This window comes from Paraburkholderia sabiae, from assembly GCF_030412785.1.
Lineage (GTDB): Bacteria > Pseudomonadota > Gammaproteobacteria > Burkholderiales > Burkholderiaceae > Paraburkholderia > Paraburkholderia sabiae.
Map to the genome: position 1 here is coordinate 1,153,203 of NZ_CP125296.1, position 24,923 is coordinate 1,178,125.

Genomic DNA, 24,923 nt, shown 5'->3' on the forward strand with positions numbered 1-24,923 from the left:
CCTGGTAGGCACCCTTGTGATCACACTTGCCGATCCTCTTGTCAGATTAACCAGACTCGTTGAGACGGGTGAACACTTTGTCGATCTTGGTGAGATCGGCGCCCTCATCCTGGTGGACCGCACACGCAAAGTCGTATCCAACCCGAGCAGGCATTTCCTTAAAGTCAGAGCAGGTGTAGCTGACCGGTTGACGCGTGCATCGCGATCGCTTTCGCTTGGAGGCCTACGCCTGCTCGTCAGGGAAGGGTACCGGCCGCTTTCACTCCAACGGGAGTATTTCGAGCGTCGTCTGTCGGAGCTTCGAGCCCACTATCCTTCGGCACCGGAAGATCGTTTGATCGAACTGGCAAGTCTTTATGCCGCTCCACCCGAAGTCGCTGCGCATCCCACGGGTGCGGCTGTTGATCTGACAGTAGCGACCTCCGGGGGCGTCGAACTGGACATGGGAAGCGTGTTGAACGCCACCGACGAGGAATCGTCAGGTGCATGCTATACGGCATGTCAGTTCATCAGCCGGCAGGCGCGAGATAACCGGCAACTGATGGCAGGCGCGATGGAGCGCGCGGGCTTCGTCAACTATCCGTCAGAGTGGTGGCACTGGTCATACGGCGATCGATACTGGGCAGCGGTTGCGGGGCAGCAGCATGCGCTCTATGGTCCAGTGAAAGAGGAACAACTGGAGGAGGGAACACGCGGATGATGGGAGGCGTACGGGCAGCGGCCATACCCACACCCGTCTCGCTGGAGGTCGCATTCAGGGAAAAGGCGTGAAGCGTTACGGTGCGGGAGCGTGCAATCCGCGAATCGCTGAATACAACAATTGCACGCAACTTGCGGGGTACGACGACAAGATCGCGTGGTGTTCATCGTTCCTCAACTGGTGCATGAAGCAGGCGGGTATTCAGGGGACGGCTTCTGCGTTAGCCCGGTCCTGGCTTACCTGGGGCCGGCCACTTGAGGAAGGATACGGTTGCATTGCAATTTCTGACTGCGGATGATGCGGTCGACTGGAAGGGGCATGCTGGACTCTTTCTCCGACGGGACGCCCGCAACGTCTACCTGTTCGGCGGCAACCAGCTCGAAGAAGTTCGCGAACTTGAATATCCGCTCCATCGGGTATTGGCATATCGCTGGCCGTAGCGAGGTTCCGTGTTCGCCTGCCATCGGCTGTTCGTCTGCGTCGAGCTCGCCTCGGACAGTGACCGGCCGGGAAGCGCGGTTCGCAAGAAGCGTTGGCCGGACATTTAGAGGTCAGAGACACTCCGTGCGCAGTCGTTCAGTCGCCCTTTCGAGTTTCACGCGCAATTACCGTAAAGCTGGTGTGGTCGCGCCATGTCCGGTTACGGGCGGAGCGTCCAGCGTATCCTGGGAAAGCTGCACTCTTAGAAGCGATGAGCCTCGCGATCATGGCTTTTACAGTTTGCGTCATGCTGATGGAACAGGCCGGCTTGCGCCCTTGGGGGGCGGCGTCAGATGCGCACCGCGTTGCACTGGCACCGCGAAATCGCGGTGCCTCCGACTATGCGACCTTGATGAGTCCGAGCTGCTGCAACGCAGTCACGCCGTCATCCAGTCCGATCTCTTCGACAATCCTGCCGTCTTTGAGTCGAAGTACCGTCGTGCCTGTGAAGTGCATTTTCCGGCCGGTCGCAGCGGGTAGCGACCCAATGAGAAAATCGCTGAATGCCGGGCCGGTATGTGTGCCGCCGCCCTCCCAGCGACCGACGACATAGTCTTTCTCGGCGATAAGATCAGCGACGCCCCAGAAGTTGAGATCCGGAAACGCTTCGCGGAAGCTGGTCATGAACGCCTTGATGTCCTTGCGCCCAGAGCGCGGTTCGTGCAACGAGTATCGAAGAAGCATGTCTGGCGCGGCGAGCTCATCGACGATGTCGAGATTGCATGTCTTGCCCCAGAAACTGTTGAACCAGCGCGCCACGATGGATTTGTTGTCATCTTCCATTGACATGATGGACTCCTCATTGACTTGAGTTGGAGGGGGAGCGGAATTGCTGCCCTCTGACTGAACCTTATCGACGCAAGGAGTCATCTGCCATCCGTTTCTTGCTGCAATACTCAAATCAGGCGACGACACGCGACCTGTGGTGACGGAGAAAACACACGCGGAATTCGGCAATCTGCCTGAACGGGGCACAGGGATCTTGCGAGGTCGCTTCGTCTGAATCCGGGCAGGCGCGGCGCGACTGTTAAATGGCGCGGCGTCCGGCAGCACTGATCGATGCTTTTTGCATGCGTGTTGTTTTGCCGCATCGACTTTGATCTTACGAATAGTTGTTACAAATTGTTTCTGGTACATTGCGCAAAACTCGAATGACCAGAAACGAGAGAATCAGGCAGCCGCCAGTAGCGGCAGCCGTCCGGGGGCGGGCGGTTCTGTATGTCCAGCAACGCCTGGGTGGCAACGGGGCGTAGGGCAGGTGTGTCGGCACCGGTTCGGGAAACCGTGGTGCGCAAGCAATACAGGCGTGGTACGGCTGCGCGATCTCTCGCGACGACAAACAAAAATAGCAGCGGTATTCCATGCGCCGACCGAGCCGAGAGATCTTCAACCGATTAGCACAACGAACGGTAATACGCGAGAGCAGGCGCCTGATGGTCGGCGTCCATGCTGGACCCAGGTGTTACTCGCTGTGGATGCGCGCGAGCGCCGCGATCATGGTCGTGGTGATGTATTTCGCGCCCGCCGTGTTTCTCGCCGATGCGACGGCGCATGCGGCGCCCATTGTCGATCCCCGGGCCCCGATTCCATTCCAGCCGACCGTTACGCAAAGCTCAGCCGGCGTACCTGTCATCAATATTGCCGCGCCAAACGCGCAGGGGTTGTCGGTCTCGCAGTTTCAGACGCTCTCGGCCGGCCCCGAAGGCCTGATCTTCAATAACAGTCTGATCAGCGGCACGTCGCTGAACGGCGGGCAGATCGGAGCGAATCCGAATCTCGGCGGGCGCACCGCCTCGACGATCCTTGCCCAGGTGACTTCGACCGGGTCGCAATATGCCTCCGTGATCGCAGGCCCGCTTGAGATTTTTGGGAACACTGCAGCGCTCATCATTGCGAACCCGAACGGCATCTCGATACCGGGCGGTACTGCGCTCACGAACATTTCAAATCTCACCCTCACGACGGGCACGCCACAATTTGTCACGGGCGTGGGCGGCAGTTCGACCGATTTCGCGCACGCCGGGGCGCTCGCCTACAGCGTGAACTCAGGGAACATCTCGATCAACGGCCCGCCGGGCAGTGATGGCACACCCGGTGTCGGTATCGCGGGCACAGTGGGTAACCTTGATCTCATCGCGCAGACCGTGAATCTCAACGCGCCGCTTAACGCGAGCCAGCGCGTCAACATCATCACGGGGAACCAGCTCGTTTCTCCCATCTCGTCAGACGCGACGGGCACGGGATACACGCTGTCCTCGAACGGTTCGGCCAATACTGCGTCCTCGGCCGGGCTGCCTGCGGGCAGTTACGCGATTGACGCCAGCCGGTTCGGTTCGGTGACGGCGGGTCAGGTTTACATCGTGGGCACTGCGGCGGGACTTGGCGTCAACATGCAGGGCTCGCTGATGGCGACGACCGGAAACGTTGTCGTCAACGCGAATGGCGATGTGTCGGTTGCCGGCACATTCGCGAATCAGAATGTCGGTTTGACGAGTACCGGCAACACGTCAATCTCAGGCACCGGACTCGCGAACCAGAACTACACAGTCAACGCGGGTGGCGATATCTCGTCGACGGGCGCTGTCTCTGCGGGCCAGGATGCCGTCATGACGTCGGGCGGCAATCTCAACGCCGCGTCCGTTGCGTCGAACGGCAACTCGACGCTCACGGCGGCGAACTCGATGACGCTCGGTTCCGTGACGGGCCAGACGCTTGTGCTGCATGCCATGGCCGGCGATCTGACCGTCAATTCAGCACTCGGTGCGCCGGGCACGATCACGGCTGTTGCGGGGCGCGACCTGACCGTCAATGGTGCGGGACAGGGCGGCAGCACCGTCACGATGACGGCTACACGTAATGCTGCCATCAATGGCGCGGTCTCTGGCGTAGGCGACACCACCATCGTCGCACAGTCGGGAACGGCGAGCGTAGCCGGCGACGTTCGTACCAATGGCGCGCTTACGGTGTCGTCCTCGCAAGGTACGACCCTTGGTGGGAGCGCTCAGGCCCAGGGTTCGGTATCCATCGCTGCGCAGTCCGGCGCGATCACTGGACAGGGAAGTATTGCGTCGTCGCAGGACGCGGTCACGTTGCAGGCTGGCACCGATATCGGGTTGACGGGCTCCATCGGGGCAGGCAAGACCGTCGCGGTGACGGCGGGCGGCAGCGCGTCGCTCGGCGGAGCCGTCACGGCCCCTGGCGTCGTCTCGATAGCGGCGATCGGCGCGACGACAATCGGCGGTAGTGTCACGAGCGGTGATGCGCTGACGGTGACATCGGGTGGCAATCTGACGGTCAATGGTTCTGCCGCGTCTGTCGGCAACATGAGCCTGGCGTCGAGCGGCGGATCGTTGTCGACGACGGGAACGACGACCACGACGGGCACGCTCACCGTGGCTGGTGTGCAGGGCGTCAGTCTCGGAGGCAATGTAACGAGCCAGGGCGACGTAAGCATTGGATCATCGGCCGGCAATGTCACCCTCGGTGGGAGTCTGTCCACGGCTGGCTCGGTGACGGTCAACGCCGGACAGGACGCGACGGTCGCGGGCAGCGTGCAGAGTAGCCGGAATGTGGCCATCGCCGCTGCGCGTGACGCCAGTCTCAACGGTGATCTGAGCGTCAACGGAACGGGCGACGCAACCATTCAGGCCGGACGCGACATCAATGGCAACGGGGCACTGAGCGTTGCGAACGACACGACGCTGACTGCGACCCGAAACGTCAGCATGTCAGGCGCCATTGCGACCGGGAACAGGCTCGCAGCGACAGCTGGCAACAATCTGTCGGTCGGCGCAACGACAGCGGTGGGCACGGAAACGCTCGCAGCCACAGGTGGAAGTGCGACGCTTGGCGGGGATGCGCTTTCGGGTGGTGCTCTCACCGTGACAGCGGGCAAAGGCATCTCCGCACAGGGTAGCGTCAAGAGTCTCGGCGATCTGAACCTGAACGCGAACGGTGGCGACCTTGTCGCGGCCAGTTCAGTGTCAACAGCGGGCAATGCGACGCTTAACGCCAGCGGCACGCTTGCGCTCAACGGCCAGACGACAGTCTCGAACGACGCGACACTGGCGGCCACGAACATCACGACGCAGGGCGTGTCGGTTGGCGGCAATCTGAAAGCAACGGCGACACAGGGCCTGGATACGTCCGCCGGGCAGCTCAATGCTGCCTACAGCTCTGCGGCGCCCGCGCTGACCGTCGCGGGTAACGCCACGCTTCTCGGAGCAAACGTTACGACCGCCAATGCAGTGGTTGGCGGCGAATACGCTGCAACGGGCACGACTTCGCTCACGACGGGAGGAACGGCCGCCTATCAGGGCGATGCGACGCTCACAGGTAGTAAGGTGATGAATGTCGGCCAGCAGATGGCGAAGGGAAATCTGTCGGTCAGTGGGGCGAACGTAACGAATCAGGGTTCGTTGTCGTCGCTTGCCGCAACGTCAGTGAGTGCGGCGAACCTGAACAATTCCGGCACGATCTACGGCCCGACCAACGTTCTCGCGATAGCCGGCAACACGACCAATTCGGGCGGGCTGCTCGGAACGGATACGCTGACGCTGTCCACGACGTCCCTCAACAATAGCGGCGGACTGATCTTTTCCGGCGATGTGAACAACCCCACAACCGCCACAGGGAGCACGTCCGTGAAGGTGACGGGCGGCAACGGCAGTTTCAACAATACGGCCGGCCAGATTCTGGCGCAGAACGTGGCGACGCTCGCGTTGCCCTACCAGGCGCTCGATCCATCTGCGCTCACGTACGGGACGGTCAATGGTGGCTACGGACTCAACCTGTCCGCACAGTCGATCAGTAACTCGGGCACCTGGGTTCTGCCGGGTACGACCGTCAGCGTGTCCGCCACGCAGGGCATCTATAACCACGGTTCGATCAACCAGGGCGCTGGCACGCTCGCGCTCAATGGTGCAGTCAGTAACGCGGGCACGATCAACGCGTATGGCCTGACGGTCAATGGGTCGCTGGTGAACCAGGCTGGCGCCACTGTGCAGGCGAGCGGTGTTTTCACGCTTAACGGCGCAGGCGTCAATGCCGGCACCGTTGAGGCGGTCAATGCGCTCAACATCAACGGCTCCAGCTATGACAACTCGAACGGCACCACGAAGGCGGGCAATGGCGCCGGCGGTGCCGGCAACATGACGATCAGCCTGAGTGGCGACCTGCGCAACGCGGGTGGGACCCTGGCGGCAACGAACGATCTGGCGATCTCGGCAAACAATGTCATCAATACCGCGACTTCGGGTTCTTCCTCGACGTCGACCTCGACCACCGTGGTGAACGGGGCGCTGGTGACATCGACGAATATCGGCACCGAAACGCGCTACCACACGTTCAACAACATCAACCTCGGGGACGGGGGCACGATCCAGACAGCCTATGAGGCCATGCCCGCGACACTGGGCGACCTCTTGTCGGTTGTCGGCGACAAATCCCTTTCTCCTGCGGTGGTCAGCTCCGGCACGGTCACGTTCGCGTACGAGAGCTTTACCACGATTGACTCGAACACCAACGAGACCACGGCAGCCGGATGGGTCATCGTGCCGCCGGGAACGACGCCTACCGGCCCGACGATGACTTTCGCTCTGCCCACTGTCACCGAGACGACGACCGTAACAGGCGCAATGGGCGGCGCGAGCAGTGTGATTGCGGCTGGCCATAATCTGAATCTCACCGCAAACAGCCTCAATAACCAGGGAGGGACGGTCAGCGCGGGCAACGATGCGACGTTGAATATCCAGGCGCTGTCCAACGGAGGTCCGACATTCACCTCGACGGTGACCGATAGTGTCGACGCATCGTCGCTGAATGCTTTCCTGTCTGCACTGCAGACCATGCAGCAGTCCGGTGGCGTGTCGGTGCTGAACAGCGGCGGTGTGAATGCACCGATGGGCTGGTTCAACGACCTGATTCTCGCCACATCGGGAAACCTGCCGACGACAGGGGCACCGAATGACGCGACGACCTTTGTCTTCAACGCGCCGGGCACCGCATCGATCCCGTCGGTGTCATCGACCATCAGCGTTCAGGGACAGTCCGGCCAGATTGTGGCTGGTCACAATCTGAACCTGTCGGGCGGCAATCTCACCAATGGCGGTTCACTGGTCGCGGGAAATGATGTCCATATCACGGCATCGAGCTTCACGAACCAGGGCACCAATACGGGGACGATGACGACCACGGCCGGTTGTGCGTCAGGCTTTTCGGGCTGCACGGCTGGCGCGACGACAAACCCGAATTCGCAGAGTTACAGCTACCAGCAGATCAACGCAACAGTCGCTGCGGGCAACGATCTCGTGATTGCGGCGAATACCGTCAACAACACGTATGGCGATCTGGTCGCACGTCGCAACGTTGTGATTGGCGGAGCGGGCACCAGTGCCATCGATGGTTCGACAGATCCGGCTGCCCTGACGCAGGCCGGCAGTGTGACCAACACATCGGGCTCGATCAGCGCCGGTTATAACGTCGACATCAATGCGGCGACACTGACCAACACCATTGCCGCGCCGGTACAGGTACACCAGAACTATGGGAGCGGAACACCCTTCACCGGCTGCACGAGTAACTGCGAGGCCTACGTTGACGTGCAGTCGGCCAACCCCGCGACGATCACGGCGAATCACGACGTCAATCTGTCGGCTGGTAACTTCAGCAACACGGGCAGCCTGATTACCGGGCTGAACAACGTCACGATCAACGCTTCGGGGTCGGCAAGCACAGGAAACCAGTATGAGTCTGCGTACTGGAGCAGTGGCTTCACCCACTACGGCAAACCGTATGCAACATGGGGCTGTGCGAACAATCCATCATTATGCGCATCGCTCTATGGCGGCGCGTATGACGGTGGCGCGAGTCAGGATCCCGCGGGCCTGCCGTCTTCCGTCGGACTGCCGGACTTCGTGCCGGCGACGATCCAGGCGGGCAACACGCTGTCGATTCATTCGCCTACGCTCACGAACAGCGGCAATGTCGTCGGCCAGACCGTCTCGTTGAGCGGATCCCAGCTCGTCAACGGCCTGACGAACCCCAATGTCTATACCCCTCCGCCCGCAGTCTCCGGACAGGTGATCACGCTTGGTCCGCCGTCGATACCTTCGGGCGCGACGACGACTGTCAATCGTGCGGGACTGGTCACCACGTTGAGCGGTAGTCCCACATCCGTGACGGGCGCCGCGGGACTGCCTTCGAACGCGCCGATCGGGGTGACGACCGTTGGAAAACCGTCTGCGCCCGCCGTGACGGCAGCGACAACGCCGTCGGGATCGACCGTGAAAACCGTCGATGGTCAGTCTGTGTCGGTGAGCTACCTGTCGAGCAATCCTGCGGCGCAGGTGATGGGCGATCTGACGCCGGCGTCGCTGCTGGCTGCGTTGCCTGCAAACCTGCAACCGGGCAATGTGCCGTTCTATTACGACCCGTACACCGAGGACCGTCAGGTCGAACAGGCTGCGCTGCAGGCATCCGGCAAGTCGAGTTTCTACAGCACGACCAGTGCAACGGACAGCACCAGCCAGTCGTCGATCGCCTATCAGGACAAGGCCGCGCTTTATGGCGCGGCGCTGGAATACGCGAAGCAGAACAACATTGCGCTTGGCACACAGTTGAGCGACGCACAGCTTGCGCTGGTGAATGCGCCGATGCTCTGGTACGTCGAAGAGACGGTGCCCGAGCCGGGATGTACCGCCACCGGTAATGGCGCGTGCCCGACCGTTCAGGCGCTCGTGCCAGAAGTACTGCTCCCGCAGAACTTTGCTGTGGTCAACGCGGACGGGGAGATCACTGGCACCAATGTCACGCTCAACTACGCGAACAGCATCCTGAACACGGGCTCTGTTTCCGCGCAGAACCTGACAGTCAACACCGGAACGCTCACTAACGAGCAGCGCTCGACCAACATTGGCACGATCTATCAGGATGTCAGCGGTGGCGTAGAAAAGACTACCGGCACGGTGGTGCAGCAGGGCGGGTTCATGTCGGCGATGAACTATGACCTGCAGGTGCAGAGCCTGAACCAGATCGGCGGGACGCTGCAGAAGGTTAATGCAGACGGTAGTGTCGATGCGGCCGGTACGCAGGCGATGCTAGCCGGTCTGAAAAGTCAGCTTGGCAATCAGTTCACACAGTCCACCGTTAGTAATCAACTGGATACCTCGCTGATTGCCGATGGCGGCATGGGGCCGTTGATCGCGTTCCAGATGGTTATGCTGGTTGCTATCTCGGTTGTCACGGCGGGAGCAGGTACAGGCGCAGCGATCGCAGGCTTCACGGCGGGTACGGCTGAAGCCGCCGCCGCCAATGCTGCGTTTGCAGCTCTCGTAAGTTCAATGGCCGGTCAGGTCATGAACGGGCAATTTGACCTCAAGAGTATCGCTGAATCCGTTGCGATTGCGACGATCACCGCGGGCATTACCAACGGCGTCACATATAACAGCAATACAGGTTCGTTTGATTTCAGTCTTACGCAGAACGTCAATGCGCTTCCTTCCGGAGTTAGCACCCTCGGACAGCTTGCGGGCGTGAGCCCAGGCGTCGGAACAACGGTTCCTCAAGCTGGCTCGTCGCTGGCCGCTAACCTGCCGCAGCAGGCGCTTGCGATCGGCGCAGAAGCAACGGTGCAGGCTGGTGTTCAAACGGCAATCGGCGGTGGCAGCTTCCTGACGAATCTGCGAAACAGCGCGATAAGCGACGCTGCAGCTGCGGGCGCTTTCGACATTGGCGAGGCGCAAGGGAGTCTGAACGATGCAGAGTACATCGCAGCACACGCACTGCTGGGATGTGCGGCAAGTGCGGCCAATGGGACTGGGTGTGCTGGTGGCGCTATTGGGGCGGCCGCAAGCGCGGCGCTGACGCCGTTCGCTGCCGATGCCATCACTGGTGGCAATCCTAAGGTGACACCAGACCAGGCGGCGGCGATTGCGGCCTTCGCGACGTTCGCTGGCGGCGCAGCAGCTGGATTGGCGGGCCAAAACGCAGCGGCAGGTGCGCTTGCGGCGCAAAACGAAGCTATAAACAACTGCCTGGGTCACCCTGAAAGCTGCGCGCAACTGGCGAAGAACGCACTGAGTTACCTGCGCGGTCCAGACCTCATCAACTTCCAGTTGGACTATTACGTTGGCAGCGTGTGGGGCACTTTTACGCGTGATGGAAACTTCTTCGTCGGGGGTGGGTTGAACATGGCATTGCCCAATACAGTCAATGCTGGCTTCGGCGTTTCTGCAGGATGGTTAAATACCCTGACGGTGGCACCGGGGCAGACAAATAATTTTGCAGGTGGTTATGCTGGTGGGGTGAGTGGCGCGTACGACCTGGTGGGCGGAGGAATCATGTACTCCCCGGGGAATGGGAGCGCAACTGTAGTCGGGGTTGGTGCCGGAGTGAACCTCGGAAAGACCACAAATATTGGAACCGTTGGTGGCGGATACTCCGTCGATCTAGGAAAAACAGGTATCAAATGGTGAGGAACTATGCCTAGCTTCCCGTTTTCGTCTGGTCCGAGAAATCGTCGCAGTCGAGTAGCGTTCGTTATTGCTTTCACAGCAATAATAGGATTTATCGCCTATGTGGTTTTGAAGAATATTTTTAACTGGTAGGGGAATCTTCGCCTGGAACCAGATGTATCAGGACATCGGCGATGCCGTTGGAGCGACGATGAGCAGACCGCTGGCTGGTGGTCGGCCGGAGTAACGAATGCAACGCAGAGCCTCATGATCTGCTAAAGCTGATCGCGAGCGACAAAATGGGTCAGAATACTTCGGGCCGATCAAGTGAGAAATATGATCCGGAATCGACGCGACTGCGTCTTCACGGGTCCAGAAAACTGAGTGCACGGTGCATTTTTGTGACGACCCATCCGGTGACGGGCCAGCGATCTGGACAGCGAATCCAGCGTCCCTGGATTGTTGCTGCAGGCGGACGAACTATGGCGCTATCAAAATGCCAATGACTACAGGCCTATGATCTGAAGGTCTAAATAAATACTATTGTGGTACGGGGTTTCACAGCATGAAGCAAAAGATAGGGCCGCTATTGATCGTCATATCGGCGGCTGCTACGAACGTCGCATTCTCGGCTGGCATTGCTACGGATGGCAGTACGGCCACGTCAGTATTGACTTCGGCATCCGGCCATCAGGTCGTCAATATTGCACCGACTGTCGGCGGGGTCTCGCACAACACCTACACGTCGTTCAGCGTTTCGAAAGCCGGCGCTGATCTGAACAATGTCGGGGTCAATGCGAAGACGATTGTCAACGAAGTTACGAGCACCAACCCTTCATTGATCCAGGGTGCCATCAACATTCTGGGGCCGCGAGCGAACGTTATTCTGGCTAATCCGAACGGCGTGACTGTCGATGGCGGCAGCTTCCAGAATGCGGGGCACGTTGTCCTTACGACAGGGCAGGTCAGCTTCAATGACATCGCGCTTGCGCCGGGTATCGTTCAGCGCAATGTCGTGCTCACCACAAATGGCGGTGCGATTACGATCGGACCGGGCGGACTGTCGGGCACACTCGTCAATCTCGATCTCGTCTCGAAGCAGCTCGCGGTCAATGGGCCAGTGACCAACGATTTCACGACGTCCGTGGGCGGCGTGCGTGCAACGATCGGCAGCAGCACAACCACATGGGACACGAGCTTTTCACCATCAGACAACAGCCACGACTGGCTCTCATCGACGACGAATCCACATGCATCTGCCGCGGGCTTCGCGATTGACATCACGTCGGCGGGCGGTCTTACGGGCGGTAGGGTTCAACTTGTCGTCACCGATCAGGGCGCAGGCGTGCGCAGTCTCGGGAAGCTTTACGGCAGCGCAGGCGATGTGATCGTCGGTACGAACGGCGATATCACGACAACCGGCGCATCGATCCGTTCGGAGCACGATATTTCGGTGACCACGAGCGGCAACGTCTCGATGCAGAACACGCAGGCCGCAGCTGCGAACAACGCGACAATCAATGCGGGGACGATCGCGCTGTCAGATTCGAGCGCTGGCCCGTCAACCTTGAGCGCGACTGTCGGATCAGTGAAGCTCACGGCGACTGGCGACATCACGAACACGGGTAGCGCAATTCAGGCAGGCGGTGTGACGGCGGACGGAACATCCGCGGGTGGCGACGTAGTCCTGACCTCAGGCGGCACTATCACGAACGGCTCGACACCTGCAAACCTTGGCGTGATCTTCTCGGCCAATGGCGCAACGACCCTGAATGCGAAGGGCAATATCGTCAACGACAACGCACGGATGCTTTCCAACGGCGCGGTGACGCTTGCCGCAGAGGGCGATGTGGACAACGTTATCGACCACACGACCGGCGTCAACGCGGGATCACCTGTCGCCTATTCGCACCAGGGCGGCAGCTTCCTTTTCCTCACGCATACGTCGAGTGGATTCGACGTCGACTACGGTACGGTAAGCCAGCCCACGCAACTCGCCTACATCGCTTCGACAGGCGGCGCGGTGTCGATTACCGGCACCAACGTGACGAACTCGGGCGGCATCATCCAGTCGAGCAACGGCCCGATCACGATTACCGCGCGCGACACTTTTACGAATGCAGCCGTGTTTGCCGGACAGGCCAGCTACTCGCGTGGATGCTGGATTTTCTGTCACGCAAGCGCATCGAGCACGGTCACCCCCTATGGTGGAACGATCCAGTCGGGCAAGGATCTGTCGATCACGGCAGGGAGCGTTGCGCGCAACATCGGAGGCAACGTTTTTGCGCTGGGCGATATCAAGGTCAGCGCACCCATCACCTACGCGCAGGGCGTGACCGGTTACTCGGCGATCAATCAGGACAGGGGCTTCAAGGCGTTCTTTGGCAGCACCTGGGCACAGATCATCGCGATGGACGTCGGCGGAGACTTCGTGGCGAACGGCTCGGTCTCGTTCACGGGCAGCGCCGTTATTGACGGCGGATCGGTGAGTGGCGGGAAAGGCGCGTCCGCAGCAGGGGGCATGACGACCGTGCGCCCGCCCATGCGCACACCGGTGCAGATCGGTCAGCACCTCGGTCTTTCTTCCTGGCTGGGGTATTGATGTCGGCAATTCGAATTCGTATTCCCGGCAAGGCTGCATTGGGTATTCTGATAGCGGTGCAATCCGTCTTCGCTCAAACGGCTCCGCCGCCCGGGGCGCCCGGACCGGTTCCCTTTATTCCGCAGGTACGCCCCGTTCAGGATCCCGGCCAGCAACTGATCGACGAGCAGCGTGAACGGGCGCGCGAGCGGCAGATCACCCAGCCGCCAGCGTCTGTTTCTGTGCAGACGCCGGCGGCTGGCTCGGTACTGAATGTGGCCCCCGGTACGCCCGTGGATGACATTCCTGAGCCAGGTCCTTCGTTCTCCGTTCAGCATATCGTCATGGCTGGCCCTCGCCGTGCAACGGTCGTGCTGCCTGATGGGGTATCCACAGCGAGACTGCGGGGAATCGCGTCGGAGTTTGAAGGCCACAAACTCGGGACCAATCGAATCAACGTACTCCTGAAAAGACTCACCGATGTGTTCGTCGACGCAGGCTACGTGACGACGCGCGCGCTGCTGGGTCCGCAGAATCTCGGTTCGGGCACGCTGACGGTCACGATCGAGATCGGCCGCATCCAGGCCTTCACCGTGAACGGCATGTCAATTCACCGGCTGAAGAAAGACGAGCCATCGGCTGGCGGAGGGTGGCTCACGGATGCGGGATACGCGAACGCGTTCCCGGCGTCGCCCGGCGATGCCTTGCGACTCGGCGACATCGACCAGGGCGTTTCGCAGATTAACCGTCTGCGTCGCAATCAGGCTGAAGTCCAGATTTTGCCAGGACAGAGTCCGGGCGATTCGATCGTAGCTGTCAACAACCGGTCCGGCGATCGCCTCTATTACTCGCTTGGGGTCGACAACTATGGCAGTGAAGCGACGGGTATCACCCGATACAGGGCCGCCATTGAAGCGGACAATCTGATCGGTCTGCAGGAGTCGATCAGTCTGAGCGTCATCGACAGCACGGAGAGCAATGCCTTCGTTGGTTCGTTCGCGATCCCGTATGGCCGTCATACGTTCAGCTATACGCTGTCCGACTCCGAGTATCAGCAGGTCATCGGAACGACGGCACTGCTGTACGGCCGCACGCTCAGTCATATCCTGGGCTGGAATTACACCGCGAGCCGGTCGCAGGCGAACATTGCCAATCTCGACGCGACGCTCTCCTGGCGACGGACGGACCGGGAGGTCAACGATATCGATCTGAACCCGCAGCACATTGCCGTGCTTCGCATTGGCGGCAACTGGCTGCATCGGTTCGTGCTGAACGACGCGCAGGGCTTCCTGACGCTTGATGCCGGCGTATCGGAAGGGCTGCCGTGGCTGGAGGCCGATCACGACGCTCACGATATCGCCCGTGCTGACGCGCACGGTCAGTTCACCAAGCTGGATGCAACTGCCAGCTATACATTGCCACTGCCGAAGATCGGACGCGCGCAGTTCGCGTATCGCGGTGTCCTCGGGCTCCAGTACGTCAATGTCGCGCTGTACGGCAGCGAGCAGCTCTTTCTTGGCGGCATGGACAACGTACGCGGTTTTCGCTCGGGAGAGATTGCCGGCGACCGCGGGTTTTACACGCGTAATGAACTGGCGTGGGTAAATGCGCCGGCCTGGCAGGACGGCAGGGTAGAGCCATACATGTTTCTGGATGCCGGGAAGGTAAGCCTCATCGCGGTACCGGGCTTTCCGTCGCTGGTTGGCACAGGCGCGGGCGTGCGCGCGCAATGGCAGTGGCACCGACAGCAGCTTTCGGGGGAATTGCTTGTTGGACGCGCGCTGACGCAGCCCGCCGCGCTGGGACCAAAGTCGACTCTGGCACTTGCCACAATTAACTGGACATATTGACGAAGAAATGAAACGGACCAATCGCAATAGCCTGCTGATCGTAGCAATCGTGACGCTCTTCGCAACGACAACTGGTGCATCGGCAGAGGGCACATCCGCCACGGCTGCATCGCTTCCTGCAGGAACGATGGCGACCGTGAATGGCGTCGCGCTACCCCAGTCCATGCTGGATGATGCTGTCACGACTGCCGGTCAGCCTGACACGCCGCAGCTTCGTCAGGCGTTGAAGGATTCGCTGATTGCCCGTGAGCTGTTTCGTCAGTCGGCCGAGCAGGCGCATTACGACGCCAGGCCGGAGGTGCAGCAGGCGATGCAGACGGCGAAAGTCGCCGCCGAAACGCAGCTGTACCTCAAAGACAGGATCAGGGCTGAACCTGTCACCGATGCGCAGATCAAGGCGCGTTACAATGAAATCGTGGGGTCGCTAGGTAAGGATGAGTATCGTGCGCGAATCATCACCGTGGCGGATGTGGCGACAGCCGCGACTGTCAACAGCGAGCTGAAAGCGGGCAGACCGTTTGATCTGCTGGCCCGTCAATACAGTATCGCGCCCACGCGTGAGAAGGGCGGCGAGCTGCCATGGCTGAGTTTCAGGACACCGGTTGTGGATGGTCACACCCAGGGGATGCCCCTTGCCGTGGCGCAGGCAATCACCACGTTGCCTGTGGGCGGTATCACGGCGGAGGCCATACCGGTGAAGGTCGGCAACGCAACGCAATACGTCATCCTGAAGCTTGATACAAAGCGGTCAACTCAGGTTCCGACGTTGAGTCAGGCGAAACCCGTCATTGAGCAGCAGCTGAAAGTGCTGGCGCTGCAAAAAGCTGCCGCCCGGTTCACGTCCGATCTGATGAAGGCAGCGACAATCCAGCAATGACGATGGGTCCGTGGTCACGGCATTCGTATTGGCGAGCAGCCTCTGTCGAACGCACGCGTCATGAAGTAAAGCGATGAGGCAGAGTTCGGCCGAGGGTGTGTGAAAACGCATCGATCGCCTAAACTGAATCAACTCATTGAGAGCGGGTGACTCATGAAGCGATTCGTTGAAGGCGATGACCGCAAGCAGGTCGCACTACTTCCCGAATGCGTCGACGACTACATAGGACAGGACAATCCGGTCAGAATCATAGATGTCTTCGTCGACGAACTGGACCTTGCGGAACTTGGCTTCAACGGCGCTACGCCGGCAGTCACAGGGCGTCCGTCCTACCACCCGGGCATGATGCTCAAGGTCTACATTTATGGCTACCTGAACCGGGTACCTTCCAGTCGGCGTCTTGAGCGCGAATGCCAGCGCAATATCGAAATGATGTGGCTGACAGGACGTCTGACACCAGACTTCAAGACGATCGCAGACTTTCGCCGCGACAACGGCGCGGCAATACGGAACGTATGCCGGCGTTTCGTCGAACTATGCCGCGGTCTGAAACTGCTATCTGCCGATACGGTGGCCATCGACGGCAGCAAGTTCAAGGCTGTGAACAGCCGGGACAGGAATTACACGGCGGGCAAAATCGACAAGCGTCAGCAGCAGATTGAGGAAAGCGTTCAGCGATACCTCGACGCGATTGAAACCGCAGACCGAACCAGCCCGATTGGTTTCGATGTGAAGACTGTGCGGCTTTACGAGAAGATCGCCCGTTTGCGCCAGCAGATGCGTGAACTCGAGCAGATCAGAGCGCAGTTGAAAAACCAGCCCGACAAACAGTTGTCGCTCACGGATCCGGACTCCCGTTCCATGACCAGTGACGGCAGGCGAACCGGAACGGTCGGCTACAACGTTCAGACTGTTGTGGACACGAAGCATCATCTGATTGTCGAGCACGAGGTGACCAACGTCGGAAACGATCGTGGTCAACTCAGCAAGATAGCCGTCTCAGCGAAGGAGGCGATGGGCAAACCAGGACTGAAGGTGCTGGCTGATCGAGGCTACTACAGCGGTCCTGAGATCCGCTCGTGCGATCTGGCCGGCATCACGGCGTATGTCCCCAAACCACTGACCTCGGCGTCCAGGAAGAAGGGCCTCTTTACAAAGCGCGACTTCGTCTACGTTGCAAAAGACGACGTGTACCGATGCCCGGCCGGCGAACGCGCCATTCATCGATTCAACACCGTCGAAAATGAAATGAATCTGCGGGTGTACTGGCCCAGCGCTTGCCCGCGCTGCCCTCTCAAGGCGCGCTGTTCGCCCAGCGACTATCGCCGCATCCGACGATGGGAGCACGAACATGTACTGGAAGCTATGCAGCGCCGGTTGGACCGAAGTCCTGAGGCAATGACCGTACGCAGAAGTACTGTCGAGCATGTCTTCGGAACGCTCAAGTACTGGATGGGTTCCACACACTTCCTGACCCGCACGCTTGGGCGGGTGAGTACCGAAATGAGTCTCCAGGTACTGGCCTACAACCTAAAGCGAGTCATGAATATACTTGGGGTTGCGAGGACGATGAAGGCGATGAGGATGGCTGGAAGCTGAGGCCCTGAGGGCCTTCTTGCGACCGGCGATGTCGAGAAGATCGCCGGGTCTACAAAACGCGCTCCAGCACGGCAGGCAAACTCGCCTTAACGCGAAAAAAGTCGTTTCCACACAACCTCGGCCAGGAACGGCCACTCGACGCCTCGCGTAAAATCGTCAACAATTCGCGAACCGAAAGAAATGGCCGGAAGGACGGTATTGGATGACGAGGGCGTTAGGCTACCTTCATGAAGTTTGGTATTGCCCGGACGAGCGTGGCAATTATCTTCCTGCATGCATCCCGCATGGACCGGACGGAGACGCCGCTCGGCGGCTCAACGAGCCAGGCAGTGAATGGGTATGGACGTTCTGGGCATCGTCACATATCCAAGCGATGAACATTTACTACGAGTTCGTCGGCTACGGAAAATATAGCGCCCGCTACGACGACGAACTGCTTCCCTATTCGCAAGCTATGTATGAACGCCAAGCCGCTTGCTGAAAACGAGAATGACCGTCGCCCTCGGTTGCGCGACGCAGTGCGGGCCACGAACGGTCCTTGGGGTAGCGACTGCAGATGTCGGCTAACCCGCGCACAACGGCCCTAGTCGGTGAGTCACTTCCTGGCTGGGCGGCGGGACGTCATGGTCAAGGCCAGACCGGCCAGCACCAGTGCGACGCCCAAGACAAACGTTGCTCCTATCTGATCCCCGAACAATGCCGATGCGATCACGACACCGACCACAGGTTGCAGGTATTGCACACTTGCGGCGACGCGGGCGGGAACGACCCGCAGCAGGCTCAACCATATGAAAAGTCCCGCAACTGTCACGACCACACCAAGATACACGGCGGCAAAGAACCCTTGCGCTGTGACGTGAAACGACGAAATGCTACACAGCTCTCGTGCAGTCCACGGTATCAGTGCGATGAAACCAAATAACGTGCTCCATGCCGCTACGGTGGCGGTACCGTAGGCAGTGGTCAATTCGACGCTCCACACGTAGTAGAACGCAATCGCGAGCGCCGACAGCAGAACCCACGTGGCTCCGCCGACCGTCGTCTGAGAGCTTGTCGTCGGGCCTTCGTGCCCGAGCGCCACAAGTGCGATTCCTGCGAAGGCCGCAAGCACCCCGATCTGCTGGACTCCAGACACCGGCTGTCGCAGCCGGAGCGCAGCGAAAAAAACAATGAAGATAGGAATTGTCGCGGAGATGATCGTACCGACCGACGCGGACGTGCCGGCCACACCGAAGGTCTGCGAGACCTGGCCGACGCCTATGCCGAGCACGCCGAGCGCAGCGACACGAGGCAACGCGCGCCACGGCATCGAATGCCGACCCACAATGACAAAGATCAGCAGCAGCGGAGCGGCGACGCCGAAGCGCATTGCGGTGAGTGTCAGAGGCGGCAACGTCTGAAGACCTAGCTTCGTTACCGGAATCGACAAGCCCCACATAACGGCAAGCAACAGCAGCGCGCCCAGATTGCGAAGTGTGAGCGGCGAACGGGTTGCGTCGTTAATGGTCACTTCAGTGACGACGTTTTGACTCGACATTGACGGTTTCGCCGCGAATCCGGTTTAGACATGCAGAGGCAACAGCCCGCCGATCGCGACAAAGATGCCGCCGCAGACCCGATTGAATCGTTGACCAACTCGTGAAAGCCACGGGCGAATCCGGTTGGCCGCGCAGGCTACGGCATATTCGGCAACAAACTCGGTCGCGACGTAAGTGACGGCGATCGCGGCAAATTGAGTTGCGAGAGTACGTTGTGGATCGATGAACTGGGGCAGTAAAGCGCTGAAGAAGAGCAGCCCTTTCGGATTCGTTGCGGAAGACAGAAGCCCGAGCCGGAACAGCGCCCAGCCTCTGGCGCGTGCCGGCGCATTGCCCATCTCGACCGCAATCGGCGGAGACCGCCACACTTGCACGCCGAGATAGATGAGATAGGCACCCCCGATCAGTTTGAGCGCCATCAGCCAGAGCACCGACGCCCGGACGAGCGCACCGATACCGAACATGCACAGCGCTATGACGCCGACAAAACCCAACAACGCTCCCCCGATGGTGAAAAGGGTCTTACGGCTCCCGTACATCGCGCCGTGTGTCATCGCGAGCAGCCCGTTCGGGCCCGGAGCCAGCGACATACCGATCGACGTCGCGAGGAAAATGAGCCAGGTATGGAATGCCATCAGTACCTCGTTGAGTAGTTCGCGGACTCGCCACGGACGCAGTAGACGAAGGGATCTTGCGGCAGTGCCAAGCCGATGACAAACCATTTGTCGTCATATAATGCGTGAGCGAAACTCACACGTAGCGACTTATGTTCGATCGACTTCCTCCTTTGCAGACTCTGCGAGCGTTTGAAGCAACAGCAAGGCTGCTGAGCATGACACTAGCGGCTGAGGAACTTCACGTCACGCATGGGGCGGTCAGTCGACATGTGAAGACGCTCGAAACGCACTTGGGCGTGCCACTGTTCCGGCGATTGACCAGACGGATCGTGCTGACCGATCAGGGCGCGGAATTTCATGCAGCTGTAGCCCGACTGCTTGGGGAACTGACGCGGGAGGCCGAACGCCTGCGCGGCAATGATTCCGCGTCACGGATGACAATCAGCACCAGCGTATCCTTCGCAAGCAAGTGGCTGGCGTCTCGCCTGCATAACTTGAAGGCTCTGCACCCCGAACTAGACGTTCATCTCGATGTGACCGATCTGAACGTCGATCTGGAAGACGGGCTGGTCGATGTAGCGGTGCGCTACGGCGGGGGGCGTTATGTCGGGGCGCAAAGCGAGCGGATACTCGAAGAATTCGTTACCCCCGTTTGCAGTCCCCGTTATCGCGACGAGATGGGTGGGCTGCCGGATCCAGCCAGCCTCACGCGTTGCACGCTGCTCCACGAAGCGCGAATGCTTGCGAACTGGGATCAATGGTTTGCATTTGCAGGGGTGGATAGGCGCCGCAGCGTTCGCGGACCGGCCTACAGTCACGGTAGCATGGCGATTGAAGCAGCCATACGAGATGAAGGTGTCGCGTTGGGGCGCAGTGTGCTGGTGCGGGACGACCTCATGGCGGGACGACTGGTAGCGCTCTTCCCGCAAATCAGTCTCAAGGCCGAACGCGGATACGACCTCGTGTATCGCGTCGGCAGTCAGAACAACCCGAAGGTGAACGCGCTCCGCGACTGGCTTTCCGCGGAAGTGCATCGTTTTTTAGCGAACCCTGGCTGAGACTATCCGGGTCTAGCAACGGCCGTTTTGGGGCGTCAAGCAGCCGCGATGGAAGAGTGCTTGCGATGTCCCTTTCGGGTCGGTTTGAGGCATCCAAGGGATTGACGACAGCGTTGAGGAAGTCCGACCAGGGAGCTTTCCTTTCACGGGTCTCGTATTCGATCGCTTTAGCGGCGCTGTGCGGGATTTGACTCCCATACCCCTGAGTATCAGAAAGCGTTGCGCAACGAAGTGGGGCAAATTGCCAAAGACGTTTCGACGCCGGGAACACAGTTGAACAAACTTGCAACGAAAAAATGAGCGAATACTTTTTTGAAATAGGCTTGGACTTTGACGATTCCACGCGATGATATTTGGGTCAACCCATGACTGAAGATGGAAAAGCTGTGCTGCCGGGCGCATTCTGGCGTTGCTTGCCGTGGTCTGACGGGCATCCGTTGATGGTCCGGATAAAAAGCGAGGGCTTGCCGGCGACGTTCAACCATAGCGGGCACTCGGTTCGCCGGGCCGAATGCTCTCCAGAGACGATCCGACACTGGCAAGAGGTCACGACCTGTTTCGCGTTAAGGGTTGGGAGATTGCGCTTGTCTGCTCTGAACGAATTAAACGGAGCCTGGAGCGGGCAGGCGTAACGGAAATTCGTTTCAAACCTGTTGTGCATGAAGCGTGATGCGTGGCAGACGCATAAAGATTCTCGCCAGACGGCCGATAAGCAGCTAACCATACTGACGGACCCGCCATGTCGATCTGGGACTCGATTGTCGATACTTTTGAAAACGTCAAGGACGCAGTTCGCAGCTTTCCCGAGATCATGCGGGATCCGCACGCGCTGGTGATGACGCCGTCGAAGGTGCCAAAGGTATCGATGCCGCCGGCGACGATCAAAGATCTTCCACGTGGCTCGGTCATCAAGGTAGCCCGGTATCTGCCATTTCCCTACGACCACTACGGGATCTACATTTCGGAAGACTCGGTCATCCACTACCACAACCCTGGCAGTGGCGCCGACATGTCGGGCAGTAACCGGATCACCGAGACCACGATGCGGGTGTGCCTGGACGGTGCAGGCGAGGTCAGGACGGTGCGGTTTCCGCGTTCTCCCGACGAGGCGCGCAGTTTCGAGGTCTACCGCGCGCCGTCGACCGGCGCAACGCTGCTCCCCAGGCGCAGGCCAGTTAGTCCGAACGCGCACCGGTACAGGGAATTCTCACCCGATGAAATCGCGCAGCGCGCGCTCGGCCAGTTGAACAGGGGCGACTACAACCTGGTTTTATAACAACTGTGAGCACTTCGCCGTGTGGTGTGCGACGGATGTGCACGAGTCAGAACAGGTACGGGAGATCCTGGCGGTGCTCACTGAAGGGGCCGTCTATCGCTAGTGGTCCATTCCCGGGCCTTGAGTCTCCGACAGGTTGAGGTCGCCGGGGCGATGATGACGCCCCGCCAGTCGCAGGCAAGTTACCAGATACTGAAAACGCTGATGGAACACATTGATGCGATCGCGCGCAAAAAGCAGCGCGACGTGCTTTTCCTGTCCTTTCCGCAGGCCGAGCGGTGCGACGATCCGCTGCTGTACGAAGAGGTGCAGACGCGGTGCGAAATAATCGAATGGCTCGAAGCAAACCACGTGCAGTGGACTGAGTGCGCGGCGTTTGCCGATGAGACTGCAATGTACGCGTACGCAGGACAGATCTATCTCGATATCCCGTTTGACGGGAACGATCCCGTGTACCAGCGGGTCCAGGCATTCCTGGAATATCCTGACGGCTCGATGCGTTTGGAGAACGTGATGTTCTGGGTGGTGCCTCTTGGGCGGGCGATGGAAAACCGGCACCATGATGAGCCTGGCTTCTGGGACCGCTGGGCCGACGGCTTTCTGGGCGAACCAGGCTGACGAAGCTGGATGACAGGCCCCGAGGTTCGCGCGTGCAGATTGTCAGGCCATCAATGTGAATGCCTGGCGATGTCGTGTCACGCGTATGGCAACAATAGTAAATCTCGATACTGCCTGTCGGCATGGCCGTGAGCGTGCCAGCTTCAATCAAAGTCAGGATCTCTGTTCCGGGAAGCCATATGGCGGGCCCAGAACTCTTTGCTTCTGGCTTTTCTGTAAAGCTCGCGGGGGCAGTCGATATAGTACTGTAATAGCGCGGGCATGCCCGCCATGTTGTCACTCGTTTCTTTCATGTCAGAACGAAACTTCTGGAACGTGCTTTCATTCAGCGAGTGGGAATTTTTCAGTGCATTTTCGAGAACAATCCGGAATTTCGCGAATTCAAGTGTGACGATATACAGATCGACCAATACCTTGGGTGGAAGCAGATGACGCTCTATCCTGTCTAATGCTTTCTCGAGTTCGAGTACTTCCGGCATGACGCGGTAATCCTTCGTAGCGTTGTCGAGCGCGGTGCGTGTGCCCAGTCTGTTCAGAAGCTGCACCTGGACCTTCGCCGCTTCTTCCACAATGTTTTGCAGCGCAATTATTCTGTCCACGTCTTCCAGTCGCTTTAGTTTTCTGGTTTGGCAGGTCGACAGGTGCATCTGTAAAAAGACAATCGCGCCCGCGACGAGGATGGCGAGTAATGATCCCAGTGCCTGCACCCACGTCCCCCAGTCACCTGACGAGGTGGGTTTCGGGATGCACCATGTCAGGAACGACCAGTATTGCGTTTTCTCTTTCGCGTTTTCGCAGGGGGATGGGGCACTGACGGGAACAACGGGGCTTGCAGGGATGACCGGACTGGCGGGAACAGCAGGGCCAGCAGGGCCGGCAGGACCTACTGGGCCCTCTGGACCGGAAGCACCGCGAGGACCAGAAGCACCGCGAGGACCGGAAGCACCGCGAGGACCGGAAGCGCCACGAGGACCGGAAGCGCCAACGGGATCCACAGGACGGGGAACATTGGACGCAGGGGAAGTTGGGTCAGCAAGAGCCTCAGCGGCATCGGAGGCGGCGGAAGCGCCGGAAGTACGCGACGCACAGGAAGCGAGGCACTGCACAATGCACAGGACAACCAGCAGCTTGCGCATAGCTCCTCCGAAATGAAGCCCTATGAGCCGTTCATCGAGCGTATCGCGCCATTTCAGCCGCTCTGTCCTGCCGTGCTGAAAACACGCTGGAAGATATCATCTGGTTCAACTGCGTACAGTGGCGGAATGATCGTTCACGATCGACGATGGAACGGCCCGGAAAAGCTCCGCTGAGCTCGATGTCCTGGATGGCCCGCTGGTCAGGAGGCCGGCGGTTTGCCCGTTGCTGACTGACGATTTGCATCAGGCACCACGTACCCGGGAATCACCCGCTCAAGCCATTTATCGGCCGGATACATATCCGCCCAGACCTTATAGACCTCTTCGGGCGATGAGACTTTGGCGCATGCAGCCTTGAACACCTCAAGAAGCGGGTCATACTTGACGCTTCCTACCTCTATCCTGTCGAAGGCTGTTCCAAATTTCTGATCGAATCTCTCGGGAAATATCTGCTTCAGTGCGATCAGTCTACCTTTTATGGCGCGCGTGGTATCGCATTCAAAGAGGATCTCGGCAGCCTTCAGCTCAAAAAGATCTTCCGCTTCGCGTTCCCTTGACTGGTTGGCAGTGCGGGTTTGCCAAAACAGGGTAGCAAAACCAAGCGCCAGTGGAACGAAGATCGCCAGGGCCGAATACTGCGCTTTCGTTTTCTCGACTTCCAGCTTCTGAGCCTCAAGCTGTCTATTGAACGCCAGCTTTTCCTCCTCGATCTGCCTGTTGTACTCGAATTTCTCGCGCTCGAGCTGGAGCGATTCTTTCGATGGGGTGTACGACGACTGGGATCCCGGGAGTGCCGAGGGTGGTGCGGCGTCGTGCCGGCCCGCGGCATTCGCGGTCGATGCGAAGCAGCAGAAGACCATGAACGAAGTCGCAACAAGTCGAAGAACCATGTTGAGGCGTCTCCCTGAATACGTGTCAAGTGAAATTGTACCGGGCCGCGATGTTGGGCAAACCACGCTGCCTGGATGCCATGTGGGAGCGATCGACGCCGCGCTGGTCAGCGGGCGCCTGCGGCGAATCCTTTTCGCAGACAGCAGGCGCGTATCGCCGTAATCACCGCAGCAATCACCGCCGCGAGCTTTGTCCCGCTCGTCAGAAACGCTTTGCATGTGTGGATCGTCACGGTATGATGCTTTTCGGG

At 59.6% G+C, this 24,923-nt stretch carries 15 protein-coding genes and 1 pseudogene; 11 read left to right on the forward strand and 5 right to left on the reverse strand.

Going from position 1 to position 24,923, the window contains the following annotated elements; translation table 11 throughout:
- The first annotated feature begins 16 nt into the window (after positions 1-16).
- Both QEN71_RS34880 and QEN71_RS34885 read left to right on the forward strand, forming a co-directional pair.
- Positions 17-700, forward strand: coding sequence for a M15 family metallopeptidase (locus QEN71_RS34880; RefSeq protein ID WP_233471655.1), 684 nt, complete (start codon positions 17-19; stop codon positions 698-700).
- Positions 697-1,140, forward strand: a pseudogene (locus QEN71_RS34885) (TIGR02594 family protein). The gene QEN71_RS34880 and the pseudogene QEN71_RS34885 overlap by 4 nt, the downstream one beginning before the upstream one ends.
- A 379-nt stretch (positions 1,141-1,519) precedes the next feature.
- Here QEN71_RS34885 and QEN71_RS44700 read toward each other — a convergent pair.
- Positions 1,520-1,969, reverse strand: a complete 450-nt coding sequence (locus QEN71_RS44700) for an ester cyclase (RefSeq protein ID WP_201648109.1) — start codon at positions 1,967-1,969, stop codon at positions 1,520-1,522.
- A gap of 644 nt (positions 1,970-2,613) precedes the next feature.
- Here QEN71_RS44700 and QEN71_RS34895 point away from each other — a divergent pair.
- From QEN71_RS34895 to QEN71_RS34920, 6 genes are all read left to right on the forward strand, one after another.
- On the forward strand, positions 2,614-10,653 hold the full coding sequence (locus tag QEN71_RS34895) for a two-partner secretion domain-containing protein (RefSeq protein ID WP_201647985.1): 8,040 nt from the start codon (positions 2,614-2,616) through the stop codon (positions 10,651-10,653).
- A gap of 544 nt (positions 10,654-11,197) precedes the next feature.
- Positions 11,198-13,234 carry a two-partner secretion domain-containing protein gene (locus tag QEN71_RS34900; RefSeq protein ID WP_201647987.1) on the forward strand — a complete coding sequence of 679 codons (2,037 nt, stop codon included), beginning with the start codon at positions 11,198-11,200 and terminating at the stop codon, positions 13,232-13,234.
- The gene (locus QEN71_RS34905; protein ID WP_201647989.1) at positions 13,234-15,063 is read left to right on the forward strand and encodes a ShlB/FhaC/HecB family hemolysin secretion/activation protein; all 1,830 of its coding nucleotides are present in this window, start codon (positions 13,234-13,236) and stop codon (positions 15,061-15,063) included. Before QEN71_RS34900 ends, QEN71_RS34905 begins: the two co-directional genes overlap by 1 nt.
- A 7-nt stretch (positions 15,064-15,070) precedes the next feature.
- Positions 15,071-15,940: a peptidylprolyl isomerase gene (locus tag QEN71_RS34910; RefSeq protein ID WP_201647992.1), complete on the forward strand. Its 870-nt coding sequence runs from the start codon at positions 15,071-15,073 to the stop codon at positions 15,938-15,940.
- 153 nt (positions 15,941-16,093) lie between these two features.
- Positions 16,094-17,539: an IS1182 family transposase gene (locus tag QEN71_RS34915; RefSeq protein WP_290468256.1), complete on the forward strand. Its 1,446-nt coding sequence runs from the start codon at positions 16,094-16,096 to the stop codon at positions 17,537-17,539.
- Between the two features lie 202 nt (positions 17,540-17,741).
- Positions 17,742-18,020 carry a hypothetical protein gene (locus QEN71_RS34920; protein ID WP_201652016.1) on the forward strand — a complete coding sequence of 93 codons (279 nt, stop codon included), beginning with the start codon at positions 17,742-17,744 and terminating at the stop codon, positions 18,018-18,020.
- A gap of 114 nt (positions 18,021-18,134) precedes the next feature.
- On the opposite strand, the gene QEN71_RS34925 is transcribed toward QEN71_RS34920, so the two are convergent.
- Positions 18,135-19,076, reverse strand: coding sequence for a DMT family transporter (locus QEN71_RS34925; RefSeq protein WP_233471929.1), 942 nt, complete (start codon positions 19,074-19,076; stop codon positions 18,135-18,137).
- A gap of 24 nt (positions 19,077-19,100) precedes the next feature.
- Entirely contained in the window at positions 19,101-19,712 is a 612-nt protein-coding gene (locus QEN71_RS34930; RefSeq protein ID WP_201652014.1) for a LysE family translocator, read from the reverse strand.
- A gap of 131 nt (positions 19,713-19,843) precedes the next feature.
- On the opposite strand from QEN71_RS34930, the gene gcvA reads away from it, so the two are divergent.
- The 3 genes from gcvA (at position 19,844) to QEN71_RS34945 (ending at position 22,646) form a co-directional block, all read left to right on the forward strand.
- The gene (gcvA, locus tag QEN71_RS34935; protein WP_201652012.1) at positions 19,844-20,752 is read left to right on the forward strand and encodes a transcriptional regulator GcvA; all 909 of its coding nucleotides are present in this window, start codon (positions 19,844-19,846) and stop codon (positions 20,750-20,752) included.
- Positions 20,753-21,491: 739 nt separating this feature from the next.
- Positions 21,492-22,028: a lecithin retinol acyltransferase family protein gene (locus QEN71_RS34940; RefSeq protein WP_201652010.1), complete on the forward strand. Its 537-nt coding sequence runs from the start codon at positions 21,492-21,494 to the stop codon at positions 22,026-22,028.
- A 153-nt stretch (positions 22,029-22,181) separates the two neighbouring features.
- Entirely contained in the window at positions 22,182-22,646 is a 465-nt protein-coding gene (locus QEN71_RS34945; protein WP_233471924.1) for a hypothetical protein, read from the forward strand.
- Positions 22,647-22,789: 143 nt separating this feature from the next.
- Here the strand turns inward: QEN71_RS34945 and QEN71_RS34950 are convergent, their stop codons facing one another.
- Together QEN71_RS34950 and QEN71_RS34955 are read right to left on the reverse strand one after the other, a co-directional pair.
- Positions 22,790-23,782, reverse strand: coding sequence for a collagen-like triple helix repeat-containing protein (locus QEN71_RS34950; protein ID WP_201652008.1), 993 nt, complete (start codon positions 23,780-23,782; stop codon positions 22,790-22,792).
- Positions 23,783-23,982: 200 nt separating this feature from the next.
- A complete protein-coding gene (locus QEN71_RS34955) occupies positions 23,983-24,891 on the reverse strand; it encodes a hypothetical protein (protein WP_201652006.1) in 909 nt (302 codons plus the stop codon).
- Positions 24,892-24,923: the final 32 nt, after the last annotated feature.

Excerpts from the sequence above, each read along its gene's own strand:
- QEN71_RS34895 (WP_201647985.1), top strand. The coding sequence starts at position 2,614 with ATGGTCGGCGTCCATGCTGGACCCAGGTGTTACTCGCTGTGGATGCGC.
- QEN71_RS34930 (WP_201652014.1), bottom strand. The coding sequence starts at position 19,712 with ATGGCATTCCATACCTGGCTCATTTTCCTCGCGACGTCGATCGGTATG.
- gcvA (WP_201652012.1), top strand. The coding sequence starts at position 19,844 with ATGTTCGATCGACTTCCTCCTTTGCAGACTCTGCGAGCGTTTGAAGCA.
- QEN71_RS34940 (WP_201652010.1), top strand. The coding sequence starts at position 21,492 with ATGTCGATCTGGGACTCGATTGTCGATACTTTTGAAAACGTCAAGGAC.
- QEN71_RS44700 (WP_201648109.1), bottom strand. The coding sequence starts at position 1,969 with ATGTCAATGGAAGATGACAACAAATCCATCGTGGCGCGCTGGTTCAAC.
- QEN71_RS34905 (WP_201647989.1), top strand. The coding sequence starts at position 13,234 with ATGTCGGCAATTCGAATTCGTATTCCCGGCAAGGCTGCATTGGGTATT.
- QEN71_RS34915 (WP_290468256.1), top strand. The coding sequence starts at position 16,094 with ATGAAGCGATTCGTTGAAGGCGATGACCGCAAGCAGGTCGCACTACTT.
- QEN71_RS34910 (WP_201647992.1), top strand. The coding sequence starts at position 15,071 with ATGAAACGGACCAATCGCAATAGCCTGCTGATCGTAGCAATCGTGACG.
- QEN71_RS34900 (WP_201647987.1), top strand. The coding sequence starts at position 11,198 with ATGAAGCAAAAGATAGGGCCGCTATTGATCGTCATATCGGCGGCTGCT.
- QEN71_RS34950 (WP_201652008.1), bottom strand. The coding sequence starts at position 23,782 with ATGCGCAAGCTGCTGGTTGTCCTGTGCATTGTGCAGTGCCTCGCTTCC.
- QEN71_RS34945 (WP_233471924.1), top strand. The coding sequence starts at position 22,182 with ATGATGACGCCCCGCCAGTCGCAGGCAAGTTACCAGATACTGAAAACG.
- QEN71_RS34920 (WP_201652016.1), top strand. The coding sequence starts at position 17,742 with ATGACGAGGGCGTTAGGCTACCTTCATGAAGTTTGGTATTGCCCGGAC.
- QEN71_RS34925 (WP_233471929.1), bottom strand. The coding sequence starts at position 19,076 with ATGTCGAGTCAAAACGTCGTCACTGAAGTGACCATTAACGACGCAACC.
- QEN71_RS34955 (WP_201652006.1), bottom strand. The coding sequence starts at position 24,891 with ATGCAAAGCGTTTCTGACGAGCGGGACAAAGCTCGCGGCGGTGATTGC.